The sequence below is a fragment of the Lysinibacillus pakistanensis genome, from assembly GCF_030123245.1.
Classification (GTDB): domain Bacteria; phylum Bacillota; class Bacilli; order Bacillales_A; family Planococcaceae; genus Lysinibacillus; species Lysinibacillus pakistanensis.
Window position 1 is genome coordinate 4859948 of sequence record NZ_CP126101.1, and the last position, 16985, is coordinate 4876932.

The following is a 16985-nucleotide window of genomic DNA, read 5'->3' on the forward strand; positions in this document are numbered from 1 at the left end:
TACTATTTTATTTTAAAAGTTGCTACTATGCCCTTAATTATTGGTATGGCTGTTCCTATTAACACAATCGGAAGGAGCCACCAGCCAATAGTTTCTATCTCCCCTATAGCAATTCGAACCATTTGAAATGATATAGCGGCAAAGATAATTAAACAAAGATTTTTAATTTCATTTAAAGTCTTACGGCTATTTAAATAAAATGCCTTAACATTATTTTCATTTAAACGTGCTGGGTAATTATGCATATGTGGTGCCTTTTCAAGTAGGCTTAATAATATCCACAGAAACACTCCGATAAATGGAAGAATGAATAGTTCTATTTTTGAGCCCCAACGATCCACCTCTCCTACACCGTTAAAATGTCCAGGAACCTCTTCAGGTATTTCGCCCCACATGATAAAAATATAAAGGATGGATAGCATAAATATTCCACAGCCAATATAGTCCCATAGCTTTTCAAACTTTGTTTTTGGTAATTTCAAAATTGGTCTATACACCTTCTCACATCCCTAGTCATTTCTTTATTAATTCTACGTTACTACAGCTTATTTTGTTTCAAATTTATGAGAATTGTCGTATTTGTTTATGTTCTATCACTAACTATCCGCTTGTACTCCAAGGAAGTTGCGTATTATTTCTACATTTTTTATCATTTTCTCTGCAATTTACCTCCTTATTATATTTATTAATTAACGTGAAAATACTCTTAATACTTTGTAAAATTCATATAATCTGATATAAATGGTATATATACATATTTCATTTTTTTGTAACATTTATACTAAATTACTGAGAAAGGAAACTTCAACTATGCGATTTACTATCTACAAGAAATTAATACTCGGTTTTTTTATTGTTATTTTAGTTTTAGTTGGCACAATCGGGTTAAACATTAAACAGCTTAATTCCGTTAATCAAACATATCGTGTGTTACTTGAAGAACAAACTACTAGATCTATCAGTATTCAGGAGCTTCGAGCGATTGCGAAGCAAGAAATTGTAAGCCAAAGAGGGTATTTATTACTTGGAGATAAAAAAAATCTTAAAAGCAACAAAGAATCACGGGAAGAATTCAAAAAAAAATCAGATGAATTAATGGCTTCCTTCCATACTAAAAAATCTATTGAATTATTAGAGGCAATCAATAAAAGTGAGCAAGATGTCCAACAATTCTCTGATCGCATGTTTTCCTTAAAGGCTGCTGGAGAAATCGAACAGTACGAAAAGCTTGATAGTACACAGGGAAGACTAATTATTAAGAAATTCGATGAACGCGTAGAAAACCTTGCTAATTATCAAAAAGAGTATATAGATGGAAAAATTGCTGCGACAACTAAAGAAATTCAATCGATAAAATTTCAAATGATTATACTTGGGGTATTTGCTGTTGTCATTAGTCTGATAATTGCCATTATCATGGGTAGTCTCATTTCCCGACCTATTAAAGGAATGGCAAAAGCAGCTAAAAAAATTGCCGAGGGTGATTTAACGGCAGAGCAAATACGTATAAAGAATCGTGATGAGGTTGGTGATTTAGCGCTTGCCTTCAATCAGATGGCTCTTAATTTAAAGGACCTTATTACTAATGTTCGACATAATACTGTACAGGTAAGTGGCTCAGCAGCTGAATTAACAGCAAGCGCTGAGCAAACAATCCAAGCAACAGAGCAGATTACATCCTCTATACAGGAGGTTGCAAGTGGCTCTGAGGCGCAAGGTAAAAATGCTACAGAAAGCTCTGAAGCTATGAAAAATATGACAAGAGGCATTCAGCAATTGGCAACAACTACAGCTGCTGTTTCTGAACTTGCCATGGAAACGAATGCTGAGGCTAACAAAGGAAACGATTCATTACTCCGTGTCATTACACAAATGGATACAATTCACACAGCCGTTTTAGAGTCTGCAAGCGTTGTCAAAAATTTAGGGGACCACTCAGTAGAAATAGGTAATATTATCGGTCTTATTACAGATATTGCGGAGCAAACAAATTTACTAGCACTAAATGCTGCAATTGAGGCGGCTCGTGCAGGAGATAATGGTCGTGGCTTTGCTGTTGTTGCGGATGAAGTAAAAAAACTTGCGGAGGAATCTAAGCAATCCGCTGAACAAATTGCTAGCCTTATTTCCGAAATTCAGCATGATACAAATCGTGCGGTCTCTGTTATGGCTACTGGTACACAAGAGGTTCAAGTTGGCATGCAAGTTGTAAAGGTCGCTGAAGAAGGCTTTTCAAAAATTGTTGAATTGATTGAACAAGTTTCCAAGCAAATTCAAGAAGCAACGACCGTTTCAGAAGAAATGTCTTCAAGTGCTGAGCAAATTTATGCATCCTTCGATGAAATAGCAACAATAGCACAAATGTCTTCCGCTAACTTACAAAATGTAGCCTCTGCATCTGAAGAACAGCTAGCCACAATCGAAGAGGTTGCCGCTTCTGCCGCTACACTTTCAAATATGGCTGAGGAATTACAAACTCAAGTGTCACGCTTTAAAATAGAATAAAATACAAAAGAATCTGCTCGTTTTCTACATTGGAAATGTAATATCTACTTCCCATAGAAAACTAGCGGATTCTATAATTTATTATCCGTCTGAATTTTTTCTATCCCTTCTGCTTCAATAATACCTTTTAACTCGCCTAGCACATCATCAAAATCCGTATGTTTACCTAGCAAAAATACCATTTCATGTTCAATCGGTAACCACGTTTCAATAGCAGCCTCATTGTGCTGAATTTGCGCTTCAAGTTTATCTAAAGCATTTGCTACTTTTGCTTCATACGTTTTCTTATGCTCAAATTCGAACCATAAATCATAAAATTGCTGCCCCGTATCATTTCCTAGTAAATTTCTAATTTTTTCAATTGCTTTCATTTCATTTTGTCTCTTTTGCTCTTTTACCTTTATATTATTCATCGTATCAAAGGCTGGAATATCTGTTGCATACACCTCCACTAAATCATGAATAATAATCATTTTTAATAAACGTTCACTATTAACTTTTTGCGGTAAGTATTCCTCAATAGCCATTGCCATTAATGCTACTCGCCATGTATGCTCAGCTACACTTTCCTGCCTCCCATCTGAAAGCCAGCTATGACGTAGCTCTCGCTTTAATCCTTCTGCTACATGCAAAAATTTTAACGTGTTCTGTAAATCCATTAATGTCTCTCCCTATTTGAACTTTATCCTTATATTTCTATACCATATATTAGAATGTTTATTTACACACGTAAATGGCTGTTCATAATGAAAATAAACCATTTCACTTTATTCTAAAATAGGGATCATTCTACATTAATTTAGACAGAAAAAAAATAATTTTTAGAATATTATTGACAGATTCACAATATCCGAGTATGATTGCTTTCAACAACACATTGTAGGCCAAGATTGGAAATAGTAGAAGTGCCTGTGTACTTGTAGAGAGCCGATGGTTGGTGAAAATCGGTAGACACACATTTTGAACTCGTCCATGAGCTACTCCCTGAACTTAAGTAAGGGATGTCGGTTTCCTCCGTTATTGGGATAGACAGTGATTGCTGTCGATAAGAGGACTTTTTCTGTAAAGAGAAGGTCAATTAGAGTGGTACCGCGAGCATAAACTCGTCTCTATTTTTAAATAGAGACGGGTTTTTTTATTTTGATTTAACGATTTTGGCCTAAGTGTAGCTTTATAAAAAAGACAATAACAAAAGGAGTGTTTGAAAATGGGAAGAAAAATTTGGGTGTTTGATACGACTTTACGTGATGGCGAGCAAGTGCCAGGTGCAAAATTGAATTTATATGAGAAAGTAGAAATTGCACAGCAGCTCAAAAAATTAGGCGTAGATATTATCGAAGCTGGGTTCCCTGCTTCATCACAGGGGGATTTTGATGCAGTAAAAGCTGTTGCACAAAAAGTAGGAAATACAAATGACATTATGATCACTGCTTTAGCTCGTGCTGTACAGGCAGATATTGATGCTGTTTATAATGCTGTCAAATATGCCGAAAACCCAATGATTCATATGGTGCTTGGGACTTCAGATATTCATGTTGAGAAAAAATTCAGCAAATCTAAGGATCAAATTCTACAAATTGGTGTGGATGCTGTCAAATATGCAAAAACCCTACTACCACAAGTTCAATATTCAACAGAAGACGCTTCTCGCTCAGATTTCGAGTATCTTTGGAAAACAATTGAGGCTGTCATGAAGGCTGGTGCAACAATGATTAATGTACCAGACACAGTTGGCTTTGCAGAGCCCGAAGAATTTGGTGCAATGATTTATAAATTAAATGACCGTATGAAAAACGTAGACGACAGCGTTTTACTAAGTGTACATTGTCATAATGATCTTGGGATGGCAACGGCTAATACACTTGCAGCCATTAAAAATGGTGCAGATAAAGTAGAATGTACAATTAATGGTATCGGTGAACGTGCTGGTAATGCTGCATTAGAAGAAGTTGTTATGGCACTAAAAACACGCAGCGCTGTTTACAATGCTGAAACGCGTATTAACACGAAAGAAATTATGAATACATCTCGTCTTGTTTCCAGCTTTATGGGCTTAGACGTACAAGTGAACAAAGCGATTACTGGGGACAATGCCTTTGCTCATTCATCTGGTATTCACCAAGACGGCTTGTTAAAATCTCGAGATGCTTACGAAATTGTCCATCCAGAAGATGTGGGTCTTGATGATATGGAATTAGTCCTTACAGCTCGTTCTGGGCGTCATGCGGTGAAAAATGCCCTTGAGAAGCTTGGTTTCTCTAATCTTTCCACGGATGAATTTGAAGGAATCTTCGAAGGCTTCTTAAAGCTTGCGGATGCGAAGAAAGAAGTCTATGATCACGATTTATATGTAATTGTTGAGAGCTACTATGAAAAACATGATGCAAACAATGCGAATGCCACTCATTATAGCGAGCAATTCTTTGATTTTGACGATTTACAAGTCGTCAGCAATGCAAATTTCCCTTCTGCAAGTGTGAAGATTCGTAAAGGTGGCGAAGTATTTAAAGCGAGCGCAGTAGGTTCAGGTCCAATTGATGCTCTATATTCAGCTATTGCAGAAATTACAAATATTGATGTAAAGCTTGTAGAATATAATATCAACAGTGTATCTCGCGGGAAAGAGGCACTTGGAAAAGTAAAAATCACAATCGAACACGAGGGTGAAAAATATATTGCCAAAGCCGCAGATACAGATATATTAAAAGCAAGTGCACTGGCATACATTAATGCTATCAACAGTGTTGTTGTAGCTAAATTAACGCCAGTGATGAACTAATGGCTAAAAGCAGTATGACAAGATTTCTGTCATACTGCTTTTGTATTATTTATTGCTATCCTTCACTAGCTTTTGAAATTCTTCTTCTATTAGCTCAACATCAAGACGTTCAAACAATGGTGCCACTTCGCTAATGAATGCTGGAAGCTCTACCTGCTCATGCCACATTAGCTCATCTATGCCTAACATTTTTCTTACCTTTTCAGCCGAAAATGGTAAAAATGGATGTAGTAGCTGTCCAAGATTCGCAATCATATAGACACATGTTGCCAGTGTTTGATTTCCTGCTTCTACATTCTCTTTCACCTGAAGCCATGGCTGTTGCTCATCAAAATAGCGATTGGCTGCACGAATATATTCGAAAATAGCCTCTAAAGCTTGTTTGAAATGCCCAGCCTCAATAAGATTCTCCACCACATTAAACAATTGAATCGTGTGCTTACGCATGTTACCATCTATCTCAGCTTGTGGCACCTGTCCCTCAAAGGATTTTTCAATAAACTTCAATGTACGATTAACAAAATTGCCATATGCCCCAAGTAACTCCCCATTATGGCTATAAATAAATTCTCGCCAGGAGAAATCTGTATCACGATTTTCTGGCGCATTCATTGTTAAAAAATAACGAATCGAGTCTGCATCATATCGACTTAAAATATATGGCACCCATACCGCCCAATTTTGACTGGTTGATAATTTTCGCTTTTCTAGTGTCAAATATTCGTTCGATACAATATGTGTTGGTAATGCCTTTGCCCCTATTCCCATTAAAATGGCTGGCCAAATAACGGTATGGAATGGGATATTATCCTTACCATGTACATAATACGAAATTGTCTCTTCATTCCATAAATCCTCAATAGCTATTTGATGCTGCTTTGCCCATTCGATGCTTGCAGTTAAATAACCTGCAACCGCTTCAATCCATACATATATTTTTTTACCTTCAAAGCCTGGAATCGGAACATCAATACCATTTGGTAAATCTCTCGTTACTGCACGGTCTGGTACTCCTTCTGCCAAGTAGCGCTCTGTTAATCCCAGTGCATTATCACGCCAGCGTTTTTCGATCTTTGCTTGTGCTAGATATGTGTCCAATCTTCCTTGAAATTGACTAAAGGCAAAATAAAAATGCTCCGTTTCTCTAATAATTGGCTCATTGCCGCAAATTTTACAGCGTTTATCGATTAAATCGAGTGGATCTAAAATTGTGGAACAATTATCGCACTGATCACCACGTGCCTTTGCACCACAGTTTGGACAAACTCCCTCTACAAACCGGTCCGGCAAAAACTGTTTATCTGTTTCACAATAAGCCTGCTCAATTTTCTTTTTATATAAAAAATTATTCGCAAGTAGTTGTAAAAAAATAGCCTGTACAGAGTCATGATGATGCTTTGCATCTGTACGGGTATACAAATCATAGGTAAATCCTAAATCATTAAAGCATCGAGTAAATTCCTCATGATAATGATTAGCGATAGCCTCAGTAGTTGTGTTCTCTTGTGCGGCGCGAATAGAGATTGGTGTGCCATTACAATCACTTCCTGACACATATAAAACCCTTTCCCCCTTTTGTCGGTAATATCTAGCCAAAATATCACCTGGTAATAATGCAGCAACATGCCCTAAATGCAAAGAACCATTTGCATATGGCCAAGCGCCTCCAATAACAATTGTCATTCTAATTGCTCCCCTCGCTGCTGAATGAAGATAAAAATGGATAAAAAAATCGCCCTAATCAAAACTGATTAGGACGAGTATACCCGTGTTACCACCTATATTTACAAATAGCTCACACTATTTGCCTCTATCAGTACGTCTATCTATGAGAGATACTGTTGCTGTTGTAACGAGTGCCTATCTCGTCGTAATCTACTTGCTTAATGCTTTCGGTACGAGGCTCAAAGGTCATTTTCAAAAGGGTTCATTTACCTCATTTCCACCAACAGAGGCTCTCTATAAAATGTTGATCCAATTTACTTTTCCTTCTCAACGCTTTTTCTATTAGGTTGGCACCATTTTACGCTTTCTTCGCCTGAAATGCAATCTTTGTCGATAAATGATTAAAAGCTTTCGGTAAATCGTATGTTTTTCTCGATAAGATAAAAATATTGGGCGATAAAAAATTAAAGCTTAAGCCAATTGAACTTGTAATAAATCTTTTAGGTCATCAATGACAATATCCGCCCTTTGTAGCTCTGTTTCCTGTGCGAAATCAAAACGTACCCCGATTGAGAGAAGCTGATTATCATGGGCAGCCTGAATATCAGAAGAACGATCACCGATAACGGCTCCTTGTTGAATGCCATTTTCTACAATCACTTTTCTTACTAAATCTGATTTATGACCACTTGCAATAGACTGAATGCTGTATGTACCTTTGATAAAACGCTCCAATTGATAGGTATCCACTATTGCTTGTAAGTACTCCTTCTGTCCATTGCTGGCAATGTATAGCTTATAGTGCTCTGCCAAAGCAGCAAGTGTTTGCTCTGCATTTGGATATAATGCGCCCTTACCATTCCGTATTTGCTCAATCAACTTAACATGGAATAATGAATTGCTCTCTTCACGTATTGCTATAGAGTGCATTGGACATAGTGTTTCCCAAACAACAGGTAGTGGCACTCCCATAATTTCTCGATATTCTTCGATTGGTGTATCCTCCTGCCAAAGTCCCTTATCTCGTAGCACATCAAACGTCGCAGCAAGTGCAGGCTCTAAAATTAGATTGGTTTGAAATAAGGTTCCATCCATATCAAAAATAATAGCTTTTGTCATAAAGCCACCCCCCTATACTATTATGAACGTTTTCTCCTCTTTATTGTTTCGCTTTAATATTATACATAAATATAATCCCCCTCTAGTTCCCTAAATACTAAAGGAGGATCATTTTTTTAAGGCTCTAGGGGTACGATCATTTCTAATTCTTTTATTTCTTGCCAATAACCTTGCTCATTCGTCTTACCAGGTTTAAGTGTAAATGATTTTGGCATTTTCTCCATAGGTGGTAGCACTAGAATAATATGATGTCCATAATCCTTGGTTGCCCCCATTTGCATATTCGCCCTATTGTATAGCTTCCCTTCACTATCTGTAACCTCAAACTCAAAAAATGGCCATTGATCATTTCTATCTAACTCTTTTGGATAATCTACTAGGACATCTATACGTGTCAATAGTGGTGTAAATGATACCTTTGCAACATTTAATTTATATAAACCATCGTTAGTACTAGATTTTACTTTTGGATAGTAGCTAATAACTTCTTCCATTAATTTTTCAAGTGTAAAGTCCACATGCCAATTACCTTTGTAGCCAAATAAATTGCTGCCATCTAATGCAACTTCAATTTTATCCCCATATATATCTGTATTGGATAATGTTAATTCATGATGTTCAATAATTGTGTTCCTATCAATATCATCTTGACCTGTAGAACCCATAGCAACATCTATTGGTTCCCCATTGATAGTTAGCGTATTAGTTCCTACAACCTCTTCTTCTAAAGAAACACCATTCCGCCCTGTATATGCGACTGTAACTAGTAATCTATTCCCATCATATACCGCTTCTTTAACAGACATTGTAAGGCCCCCGTGCGTATCCTCTTTACCTATTTTTGTCATCAATTGTTCTTGTTCAATCTTTTTAGCTGCAATATCCCCAAATTCAGCATAAATGATTCCTATATAAGGCACATTGGCTAATGCAGTCGCAATTGCGGGAGAGAAAAATCCCGAACCTAGTAGTGTTATACACAATCCACAGGCAACAAGGAGAGGTTTTAAAATTCTACTTTTCAGCTTCTTCCTTTTTGCTGCTCTTATTGCCGCCTGCTCTCTCATCATCAATTGATCAAGTGGAATATCGATACGATTAATTTCCTTACTCATACAAGTAACCCTCCCTTAAGACTGGTTTTAATTCTTTCTTAGCCCTGTTAATATAGGATTTCACTGTTCCTTCGGGACATCCCAGCATTTTTGCAATCTCTTTGACAGTGAAATCATGATAAAAGCGTAGCGACATAATTGTTTTATATTTGGCATCTAAAGTATCAATAGCCTCTTTTACATCTAATGAATATGCGATATTTTCCATACTTTGATTTCCAGCTATCTCTGCAAAAAACGCCTCATCTCCGGAAGTAAATTTTCTTGCATCTTTTCTAATAAAATCAATAGATTTATAAACAACAATCTTCATTATCCACCCTGGAAAACTATTTGGATTCTTTAAAGTTTTCAATGTTGTATAGGCTTTATAAATAGACTCTTGATAAATATCAAGCGCATCCTGCTCATTTCGAACATACGAGTAGGCAGTACGATATAATTTCTCACGCATGAAAGCAAGCAACTGCTCAAATGCTTCATCATTCCCCCTTTTTGCGCTCTTAACCAATTTTTCTATATCCACCCAATCTCCTCCTTCTGGCTATACTTTAAAGTCGTTTGAGGAAGGGAAAACGTTGCAAAAAAAATAGATGCCCTCTTCTTACAGAAGGACATCCATTTAATCAAAAAATTCCATATGTAGCTTTTCCATCTTATAGTAGTTCAACCGATCCTGTAATGTTCCTGTATGAAATTCGAATTTATGACCGTCTGGATCTATGAAATAAATTGACTTTTTGTCTCTGACATCTCGTTCTCTTCCCTGTAAAATATTCACGTGATTGTTGACAAGCTTTTCATACATTTTTTCAAAATCAGCCTCATCAATAGTGAAGGCTATATGTGTATAGGATTGATGTATTTCCCGACGTGGTATATCTTTTTCTACATTCAGAGCAAGCCATAGCCCATTTAAATCAAAATAGGCAGTGCTTTTTCCTTTAACTAATAACTTAGCATCGAAAATAGTTTCATAGAACGCGATTGATTGTTCTAAATTCGACACAGAAAATAATAAGTGATTAATACCCTGTATAGTCATATCTTAACCGCCCCTCCATGGTTAACAAAAAGTTTTGCACAATGGCAAATATGTACGATACTCTCCTCATCAGTTGTATGCAGTTTTCTTTCTAAGCCTTTGCTATCACCTTACCTGCTTCAGCACCTATAACCGGAAAACATACTTTGCACCCTTTGAATCGAAAAGCGTTTTGCCAGCAGTGACTTTTTTTGCACGTCCAAATAATACTGTACCAATAATGGTAATGATGACTGTCCCTCGAATCCATTTCTTCTTACCCAACCTTATTCCCTCCTAAAAAGCAGAACACAGATACCTCAAAAACTATCTGTGTTCCTCAAAACTCATTTCTTTTTTCCCTTTTTTAATCCCTTCGCAATTTGCTTCCATTTTCGTTGCTCATTAAGCCTTGCCTGTGTATTTGTCTTGCGCTCTATAAAGGCCAGCTCCTTTTGCAATTTAAAGTAGCTTTGAAGTCGAGATTCCTCAAGCTCCCCATCTGCTATTGCCTGCTGTACAGCACAATGTGGTTCCTTTTGATGTGTACAATCTCGATAATGACAAACCGCTGAAAGCTGTTCTATGTCCTGAAAACTAGAAGCAAGACTATCTCCTTGATCCCATAATTGAAGTTCACGCATTCCTGGCGTATCAATTAAACACCCACCTTCAGGTAGTACCACTAACTCGCGATGTGTTGTCGTATGGCGCCCTTTAGCATCATCATCACGAATGTCAGATACTTTCATGAGCTCTTCGCCACTCAGCATATTTGTCAGTGTAGATTTTCCTGCACCTGAAGAACCAAGCAATGCTCCTGTCACACCATCTGTAAATAATGCACGAATATCCATTAACCCTTCACCTGAATAGGCACTTGTTACAAAAATATCTACTCCAAACGCTACAGATTCAACATCTCTTACCTTATCTGAAACATTAGCACATAAATCAGCCTTTGTTAGTACAATAATCGGTTTTGCCCCTGAATCCCAAGCTGCTATTAAATAACGCTCTAAACGTCGAATATTAAAATCTGCATTTAAGCTCATAACAAGCAGCACAATATCTACATTGGATGCTACAATCTGTTCCTGTATTTCCTGCCCCGCCACCTTGCGTGAAAAAACTGATTTTCGTTTAAATAGTTGATGAATAATAGCCTTTTCTTCACCAGGCATTTTTTCTACTAGTACCCAATCGCCCACTGCTGGAAAGTCCTCGCGTGCTAATGAGGTATAGGCAAAATGCCCTGCAACTGTTGCTAGCCACTCACCTTCTTCTGCTAATACACGATATGAATGCTTATGCTCTAATGTAACTCTTGCGGGTACACAATTCACTAGCTTAGTCTGCTTCTTATATTCAATCATTTGCTCTTCAAAATATGTGTTAAAACCTAATGCTGTTAAATTCAATTTAGTTTCCTCCTAAAAGTGCATATCAATTTCACCTTGGCATAATTACTTCCGGATTTTGAAAATCCATGACATCCGCAGAATGAAGATAAAAAAACCTTGTATCTGCGCAATTCGGCAGTTACAAGGTTTCACAGGCACGTTTAAGAGAATACACAAATCGAACTAATGAACTTAAGTCAAATTGTATATTTTAGGCGTGTGAAATTGAACAAACCGAATTGCAGTTCGCTAAAAATAGATCTATTCATCATGTCACATCACCTACTTCCAATTATTTGTTTTTAATATAGCGAAATCTTCCGAAAATGTCAAATACAATCTAATAAGCATGTATCCCCTTGCTCCTTGCATACAATGAACAAACCACTATTAACAAAGGAGATGTTGAATTGCCAAAAATCATTTCTATCAGTACATACCAACCACCGTACACATTACGGCAAACAAACGCAGAGGAATTAACGAAGGAACTTTTTCACACAAAAATCCCAAAATTAGAAAGATATTTAAAAGTATTTGAGAATGGTGGTATTGCAACTCGTCATTTTTGTGTACCGCCAGAATGGCATCGTATTGATCATTCCTTTGAAGAACGCAACGATTTATATATTAAGCTAGCAACACAATACAGTGTGGCTGTTATTCAAGCATGCTTACAAAATGAGAAATTTTTAAAAATACCCATTTCGCCAAAGGACATTGATGCCATCATTTTCGTAAGTAGTACAGGCATTTCAACACCAAGTATTGATGCACGAGTGATGAATCAACTTCCGTTTTCAGACAAAGTTAAACGTATACCACTTTGGGGACTGGGCTGTGCTGGTGGTGCTGCTGGTATTAGTAGAGCTTATGATTTTTGTCTTGCCCATCCAGAAGCAAAAGTTCTTGTTGTTTGTGTGGAGCTTTGCAGTTTAACCTTCCAGCCAAATGACTTTTCAAAAAGTAATTTAGTCGGTGCCTCTCTTTTTGCAGATGGTGTAGCATGTATCCTTGTCTGTGGAGAGGAAGCGAAAATTGAGACAAGAATGCCAACACCGGCTATCATAGCAACCGGCTCCAAATGGATGCCAGATTCAGAGAATGTAATGGGCTGGGATATTAAAAACAATGGCCTACATGTTGTTTTTCAAAAAAGTATCCCCGCTATAATCACTAATTGGCTTGGCCCATTCATTGAGCAATTTTTAATGGAGCAGGAATTATATACTGAACAGCTTCATCACTTCATTGCACATCCTGGCGGTAAAAAGGTTTTAAAGGCTTATGAAGATACGCTTTATTTAGCACCCCAAAAAAACGACATTTCTCGGGAAATATTAAAAAATCATGGAAATATGTCATCTCCTACGGTGCTATATGTATTAGAGCAATTTATGTTAAATAAAGGACAAGTGGAGGATACTGGTTTGCTCGTCGCTCTCGGCCCTGGCTTCTGTGCTGAAGCTGTATTACTTAAATGGAGGGAGTAGCATGATCTTCTATATTATACTGATTATCGTGATTCTACAAAGATTGACAGAGATTTTTATTGCCAAGCGCAATGAAAAATGGATGCTGTCTCAAGGTGCATACGAAGTCGGTGCATCTCATTATCCCTATATGGTTACAATGCACATCAGTTTTTTCTTATTTTTAATAGTAGAAGTCGTTACTAATAATAGTGATATATCGCCCTTATTCCCATTATTTTTCTTATTATTTATTGCTGTGCAGGCATTACGTATTTGGTGTATTCGTTCACTAGGTACTTTTTGGAACACAAAAATTCTAATTCTCCCTGATGCTCAAGTTGTACGCAAAGGGCCCTATACATTTATGCGTCATCCAAATTACGCAATCGTTTGCTTAGAGATTCTGCTACTACCTATTATGTTTCAGGCCTATTTTACAGCATTTTGTTTTACACTTTTAAATGTAACTATGCTATCAGTACGCATTCCCATTGAAGAAAAAGCATTAAGGGATGCAACAAATTATAATCACGTTTTTGATAAGAAGATTTCGGAGCCCTAACCGAAATCTTCTTTTTTGTTTATTGCCATTCCCAATTAAAGGGATCCTGTAGATTTTTCCATGGTTTATTATACTCGTCCACTGTTAATAAACAAGCATCTAACTCTGCAATAATCGCCTCTTGATCTAAATCGATCCCAATAATCACAAGCTGTGTCATGCGATCTCCAAACTCATCATCCCAATCCTTCAGAACCTCAGGACTTTGAGAGAATACATCCTGTTGCTGCAACTTTGGTAAAGCAGCTACCCAGTAGGAAACTGGCTCTATCTTTGCTGATGACCCCGCCTGTGACAGCAATAATGCTACATCCTGATGTCTAGCACTCCAAATAATTCCCTTTGCTCGTACAATCGATTCTGGCATACGATCACACCACTCGACAAAACGCATTGGATGAAAAGGTCTTCTACGATTATAGGTGAAAGAAGAAATGCCATATTCTTCTGTCTCAGGTGTATGATTTTCATGACCAAGCTCCAATTCCTTAAGCCACCCAGCAGATGCTGATACCCTCTCAAAATCAAAGCGTCCTGTATTGAGAATTTCTACTGGCTCTATCACACCATTCACTGTTCGAAGTAGCTTAGCTTCAGGCTGTAAAGCACGTAAAATGCACTCTAATCTTTCAAGCTCAATCTCTGATACCAAATCACATTTATTTAGAATAAGAACATCACAAAACTCAATTTGATCAATGAGCAAGTCCGCAACATCTCGTTCATCTAATTCACCCACTGCCTCCTTTCGCTCCAAAAGGCTTTCTCCTGACTGAAAATCATGCCAGAATCGATTCGCATCCACAACAGTCACCATCGTGTCAAGCTGACAAAACTTCGTTAAATCGATACCTAGCTCCTCGTCCAAATAGCTGAAAGTTTGAGCGACTGGTATGGGTTCACTGATTCCTGTAGATTCAATTAAAATATAATCAATATTGCCGAGCTTTGCGAGACGCTCAACCTCCTGCAATAAATCTTCACGCAATGTACAGCATATACATCCATTAGATAGCTCTACAAATTTTTCCTCTGTACGTGAAATACCGCTTCCATTTGCGATTAATTCTGCATCAATATTGATTTCACTCATATCATTCACGATAACAGCTACTCGCATATTTTTTTCATTTTGCAATACATGATTCATCATTGTCGTTTTTCCAGAACCTAAATATCCACTTAAAACAGTGACAGGGATTTTTTTTGTCATTTATACAACTCCTTAAATCGTAATCATTACTATTTATAATTTGTAATTAAACCATAGCGAAACAAAAATTGCAATGCTAAAAAATTCATTATTGACATATCTTCTAAAAAATAATAATGTATAAAGCGTAATTATTACGATTTGAAAAAGGAGGTTAATTTTGTGCGTATACAAATAACATTAGCTTGTACCGAAACAGGTGATAAAAATTATATCACTACAAAAAATAAACGAAATAATCCTGAAAGGTTGGAGCTTAGAAAATATTCACCTCGATTAAAGAGAGTGACATTACATCGAGAAACAAAATAATATTCCCTAATAAATATAAAAGACTGTTTCAAAAGTGATTATTTCCTTACTTTTGAAACAGTCAAACAAGCCTATTAATGAATTAAATCCCCTCTCGTAATTTCATTTGCTTTTATTTCTATAGCAAGCTCATTTAATTTCTGCTCTAGGTCATCAAGAATGCGTAATTTATGCTCCACCTGTTCTTCAAAATCAATAGATTGAGCCAATATCTTATTTACTTGAGTATCTAAATTTATAAGAGCATCATTCTTCACCCTCGTTCTTTCTTCTAGCAGATTAGTAGTCGAATTATGTTTATTTATATCCTCTAGCTTTTTCGATAATTTTTCCTCAATCTCTTTCATCAAATACTGATTAAGATTTTCAGCATTAGCTTGCTCTAAACGTGAATTTTCAACTGCTTCTATGATGTTTTCTATTTGTAGACTGATGCCTATTGCAAATTCACTCAGCTTACTTTCTAGCCCATTCACCGAATTAACTGACAGTAATTCATCTTGTGTGACTTTTAACGTTTCCTTTAGTAACTTATTTTCTGCACGTAGCTTCTTTTTTTCCTTTAATAATGCTTCAATCGAGGATATTTGTTTTTTCTTATGGTTTTCTACTGTTTGAACATGATCGTAGTAGTTCTGTGTTGCTTTTTCAAAGTCTCTCTTCAGCTTTAATAGCTCCATCGAAAGCTCCTTTTTCTGATTTGTTAATTGGATATTTTCTCGTTCAAATCTTAGTACTAATGAATAATAATCACTATCTCTTAGTCTTTTAACCTCATTTTTATATTTCGCTAATTCAGCCCTTAAAAAAATAATCATTTGCTGGAGCTGGATGGGATCATTGTTTTTCACAATATCATTTTCCATATTAAGCTCTCCTTTCACGAAAATTTCCCAAGCATACTCATAACCTCCTCAAATTGCTTCTTACTTTCTTCTATAACCTCATCAAGCTGTTTGACCAATTGTTTGTCAAATTCATCATTTTTAAATTCTTGTTTTTTTGGTTTTTCTTCAGATATTAAATAGGCAATAAGTAGATTTAACGTTCCTTTTTCAAGAAAAGCAAAGCTATTATTTTTGTCACTATTATAGTTAGAAAGATTTGCAAGTTGCTCCTTTATAAATTGTTGTGTGATATGCTCTATTTTTTCAAATTCACTCATTATTCTCCTCCTGTGTTTGGCTTATTCCATTAAGATTAATAGGATTCAAAACAACCACACCATCTTGTAACTGATCACAATAGGTAAAACCCATAATACTTCCTGAATAAGATAAATTGTGTGACCATTTAATTTGAAAATTAGTAAAAGATAATGTTTCATTTGGTTCTAATGTTGTTTTCCCTATAGGTCTAAGCCAAAATTCTTCTTTGCTCGCTTCATCATTGATTCGCTCCCAGCTGCTATTTCCTTTCAAATTGGGAGCAAAATGTTCATAAACATACCTACCAGAAAAGGCGAATGGCGAGTCTTCGGGTAGCTTTATACACAAATAAGGATTGGTAATAGGCTGATTCCCTATATTACGAATATGATAGGAGCCCAAACATAAACTTTCCTGTTCAGTATCATAAGAAATATTGAATGAAGAAGTAAAATAACTTATGACATTGATAGGTTCAAGAATTGTAATCTTCTCAACCATTTTCCTGATTTCATGAACATAATGAGTCGTCTGTTCTTTGAGCTCATTTATTTTTTCCTCCACCTGATTGGTACTAGTCATAATTTTTATCCTCCTGAGTTAAATATGTAATAAGTGGTGTTACACTCGGCGTAATGACATTCAGTTTTTTTCAAGCTAGCTCG

Annotated in this window: 18 protein-coding genes and 2 other annotated features; of the genes, 5 read left to right on the forward strand and 13 right to left on the reverse strand. The window is 36.5% G+C overall.

Annotated elements, in window-relative coordinates; genetic code table 11:
* Nucleotides 1–2: 2 nt before the first annotated feature.
* Nucleotides 3–497 (reverse strand): DUF1648 domain-containing protein, encoded by a 495-nt coding sequence (locus QNH24_RS24165; RefSeq protein ID WP_283869900.1) that lies wholly within the window; start codon nt 495–497, stop codon nt 3–5.
* A gap of 313 nt (nt 498–810) precedes the next feature.
* Here QNH24_RS24165 and QNH24_RS24170 point away from each other — a divergent pair, with 313 nt between their 5' ends.
* A complete protein-coding gene (locus tag QNH24_RS24170) occupies nt 811–2505 on the forward strand; it encodes a methyl-accepting chemotaxis protein (protein ID WP_283869901.1) in 1695 nt (564 codons plus the stop codon).
* 71 nt (nt 2506–2576) lie between these two features.
* On the opposite strand, the gene QNH24_RS24175 is transcribed toward QNH24_RS24170, so the two are convergent.
* On the reverse strand, nt 2577–3164 hold the full coding sequence (locus tag QNH24_RS24175) for an HD domain-containing protein (protein ID WP_283869902.1): 588 nt from the start codon (nt 3162–3164) through the stop codon (nt 2577–2579).
* A 218-nt stretch (nt 3165–3382) separates the two neighbouring features.
* Nucleotides 3383–3619, forward strand: a binding site (T-box leader).
* A gap of 93 nt (nt 3620–3712) precedes the next feature.
* On the opposite strand from QNH24_RS24175, the gene QNH24_RS24180 reads away from it, so the two are divergent.
* Nucleotides 3713–5284, forward strand: a complete 1572-nt coding sequence (locus QNH24_RS24180) for a 2-isopropylmalate synthase (protein WP_283869903.1) — start codon at nt 3713–3715, stop codon at nt 5282–5284.
* Nucleotides 5285–5329: 45 nt separating this feature from the next.
* Here QNH24_RS24180 and metG read toward each other — a convergent pair whose 3' ends face one another.
* From metG to rsgA, 7 genes are all read right to left on the reverse strand, one after another.
* Nucleotides 5330–6967: a methionine--tRNA ligase gene (gene metG, locus QNH24_RS24185; protein ID WP_283869904.1), complete on the reverse strand. Its 1638-nt coding sequence runs from the start codon at nt 6965–6967 to the stop codon at nt 5330–5332.
* Nucleotides 6968–7033: 66 nt separating this feature from the next.
* Nucleotides 7034–7289: a binding site (T-box leader), on the reverse strand.
* Between the two features lie 131 nt (nt 7290–7420).
* Nucleotides 7421–8068, reverse strand: coding sequence for an NIF family HAD-type phosphatase (locus QNH24_RS24190; RefSeq protein WP_283869905.1), 648 nt, complete (start codon nt 8066–8068; stop codon nt 7421–7423).
* Between the two features lie 116 nt (nt 8069–8184).
* Nucleotides 8185–9183, reverse strand: a complete 999-nt coding sequence (locus QNH24_RS24195; protein ID WP_283869906.1) for a DUF4179 domain-containing protein — start codon at nt 9181–9183, stop codon at nt 8185–8187.
* Nucleotides 9176–9709 carry a sigma-70 family RNA polymerase sigma factor gene (locus QNH24_RS24200; RefSeq protein WP_283869907.1) on the reverse strand — a complete coding sequence of 178 codons (534 nt, stop codon included), beginning with the start codon at nt 9707–9709 and terminating at the stop codon, nt 9176–9178. Before QNH24_RS24200 ends, QNH24_RS24195 begins: the two co-directional genes overlap by 8 nt.
* A 96-nt stretch (nt 9710–9805) precedes the next feature.
* A complete protein-coding gene (gene fosM, locus QNH24_RS24205; RefSeq protein ID WP_283869908.1) occupies nt 9806–10228 on the reverse strand; it encodes a FosM family fosfomycin resistance protein in 423 nt (140 codons plus the stop codon).
* Nucleotides 10229–10354: 126 nt separating this feature from the next.
* Nucleotides 10355–10492, reverse strand: a complete 138-nt coding sequence (locus tag QNH24_RS24210) for a hypothetical protein (RefSeq protein WP_283869909.1) — start codon at nt 10490–10492, stop codon at nt 10355–10357.
* A 62-nt stretch (nt 10493–10554) separates the two neighbouring features.
* On the reverse strand, nt 10555–11628 hold the full coding sequence (gene rsgA / locus QNH24_RS24215) for a ribosome small subunit-dependent GTPase A (protein WP_283869910.1): 1074 nt from the start codon (nt 11626–11628) through the stop codon (nt 10555–10557).
* 392 nt (nt 11629–12020) lie between these two features.
* Between rsgA and QNH24_RS24220 the strand changes: the two genes are divergently transcribed.
* Together QNH24_RS24220 and QNH24_RS24225 are read left to right on the forward strand one after the other, a co-directional pair.
* Nucleotides 12021–13103: a type III polyketide synthase gene (locus QNH24_RS24220; RefSeq protein WP_283869911.1), complete on the forward strand. Its 1083-nt coding sequence runs from the start codon at nt 12021–12023 to the stop codon at nt 13101–13103.
* Between the two features lies 1 nt (nt 13104).
* Complete coding sequence (locus QNH24_RS24225; RefSeq protein ID WP_283869912.1) at nt 13105–13647, forward strand: isoprenylcysteine carboxyl methyltransferase family protein; 543 nt, start codon at nt 13105–13107, stop codon at nt 13645–13647.
* 19 nt (nt 13648–13666) lie between these two features.
* Here the strand turns inward: QNH24_RS24225 and QNH24_RS24230 are convergent, their stop codons facing one another.
* The gene (locus QNH24_RS24230) at nt 13667–14860 is read right to left on the reverse strand and encodes a GTP-binding protein (protein ID WP_283869913.1); all 1194 of its coding nucleotides are present in this window, start codon (nt 14858–14860) and stop codon (nt 13667–13669) included.
* 162 nt (nt 14861–15022) lie between these two features.
* Between QNH24_RS24230 and rpmG the strand changes: the two genes are divergently transcribed.
* Nucleotides 15023–15172 (forward strand): 50S ribosomal protein L33, encoded by a 150-nt coding sequence (gene rpmG, locus QNH24_RS24235; protein ID WP_054771054.1) that lies wholly within the window; start codon nt 15023–15025, stop codon nt 15170–15172.
* 74 nt (nt 15173–15246) lie between these two features.
* Here the strand turns inward: rpmG and QNH24_RS24240 are convergent, their stop codons facing one another.
* The 3 genes from QNH24_RS24240 to QNH24_RS24250 are packed head-to-tail and all read right to left on the reverse strand — an operon-like array spanning nt 15247 to nt 16902.
* Complete coding sequence (locus QNH24_RS24240; RefSeq protein WP_283869914.1) at nt 15247–16038, reverse strand: hypothetical protein; 792 nt, start codon at nt 16036–16038, stop codon at nt 15247–15249.
* 14 nt (nt 16039–16052) lie between these two features.
* On the reverse strand, nt 16053–16337 hold the full coding sequence (locus QNH24_RS24245) for a hypothetical protein (RefSeq protein WP_283869915.1): 285 nt from the start codon (nt 16335–16337) through the stop codon (nt 16053–16055).
* A complete protein-coding gene (locus tag QNH24_RS24250; protein ID WP_283869916.1) occupies nt 16330–16902 on the reverse strand; it encodes a hypothetical protein in 573 nt (190 codons plus the stop codon). Before QNH24_RS24250 ends, QNH24_RS24245 begins: the two co-directional genes overlap by 8 nt.
* Nucleotides 16903–16985 lie beyond the last annotated feature (83 nt).

Bases quoted from the DNA above. Each gene is read 5' to 3' on its own strand.
- QNH24_RS24195 (WP_283869906.1), bottom strand. From the start codon at position 9,183: ATGAGTAAGGAAATTAATCGTATCGATATTCCACTTGATCAATTGATG.
- QNH24_RS24180 (WP_283869903.1), top strand. From the start codon at position 3,713: ATGGGAAGAAAAATTTGGGTGTTTGATACGACTTTACGTGATGGCGAG.
- QNH24_RS24250 (WP_283869916.1), bottom strand. From the start codon at position 16,902: ATGACTAGTACCAATCAGGTGGAGGAAAAAATAAATGAGCTCAAAGAA.
- QNH24_RS24225 (WP_283869912.1), top strand. From the start codon at position 13,105: ATGATCTTCTATATTATACTGATTATCGTGATTCTACAAAGATTGACA.
- fosM (WP_283869908.1), bottom strand. From the start codon at position 10,228: ATGACTATACAGGGTATTAATCACTTATTATTTTCTGTGTCGAATTTA.
- metG (WP_283869904.1), bottom strand. From the start codon at position 6,967: ATGACAATTGTTATTGGAGGCGCTTGGCCATATGCAAATGGTTCTTTG.
- QNH24_RS24240 (WP_283869914.1), bottom strand. From the start codon at position 16,038: ATGGAAAATGATATTGTGAAAAACAATGATCCCATCCAGCTCCAGCAA.
- QNH24_RS24175 (WP_283869902.1), bottom strand. From the start codon at position 3,164: ATGGATTTACAGAACACGTTAAAATTTTTGCATGTAGCAGAAGGATTA.
- QNH24_RS24170 (WP_283869901.1), top strand. From the start codon at position 811: ATGCGATTTACTATCTACAAGAAATTAATACTCGGTTTTTTTATTGTT.
- QNH24_RS24245 (WP_283869915.1), bottom strand. From the start codon at position 16,337: ATGAGTGAATTTGAAAAAATAGAGCATATCACACAACAATTTATAAAG.
- QNH24_RS24230 (WP_283869913.1), bottom strand. From the start codon at position 14,860: ATGACAAAAAAAATCCCTGTCACTGTTTTAAGTGGATATTTAGGTTCT.
- QNH24_RS24190 (WP_283869905.1), bottom strand. From the start codon at position 8,068: ATGACAAAAGCTATTATTTTTGATATGGATGGAACCTTATTTCAAACC.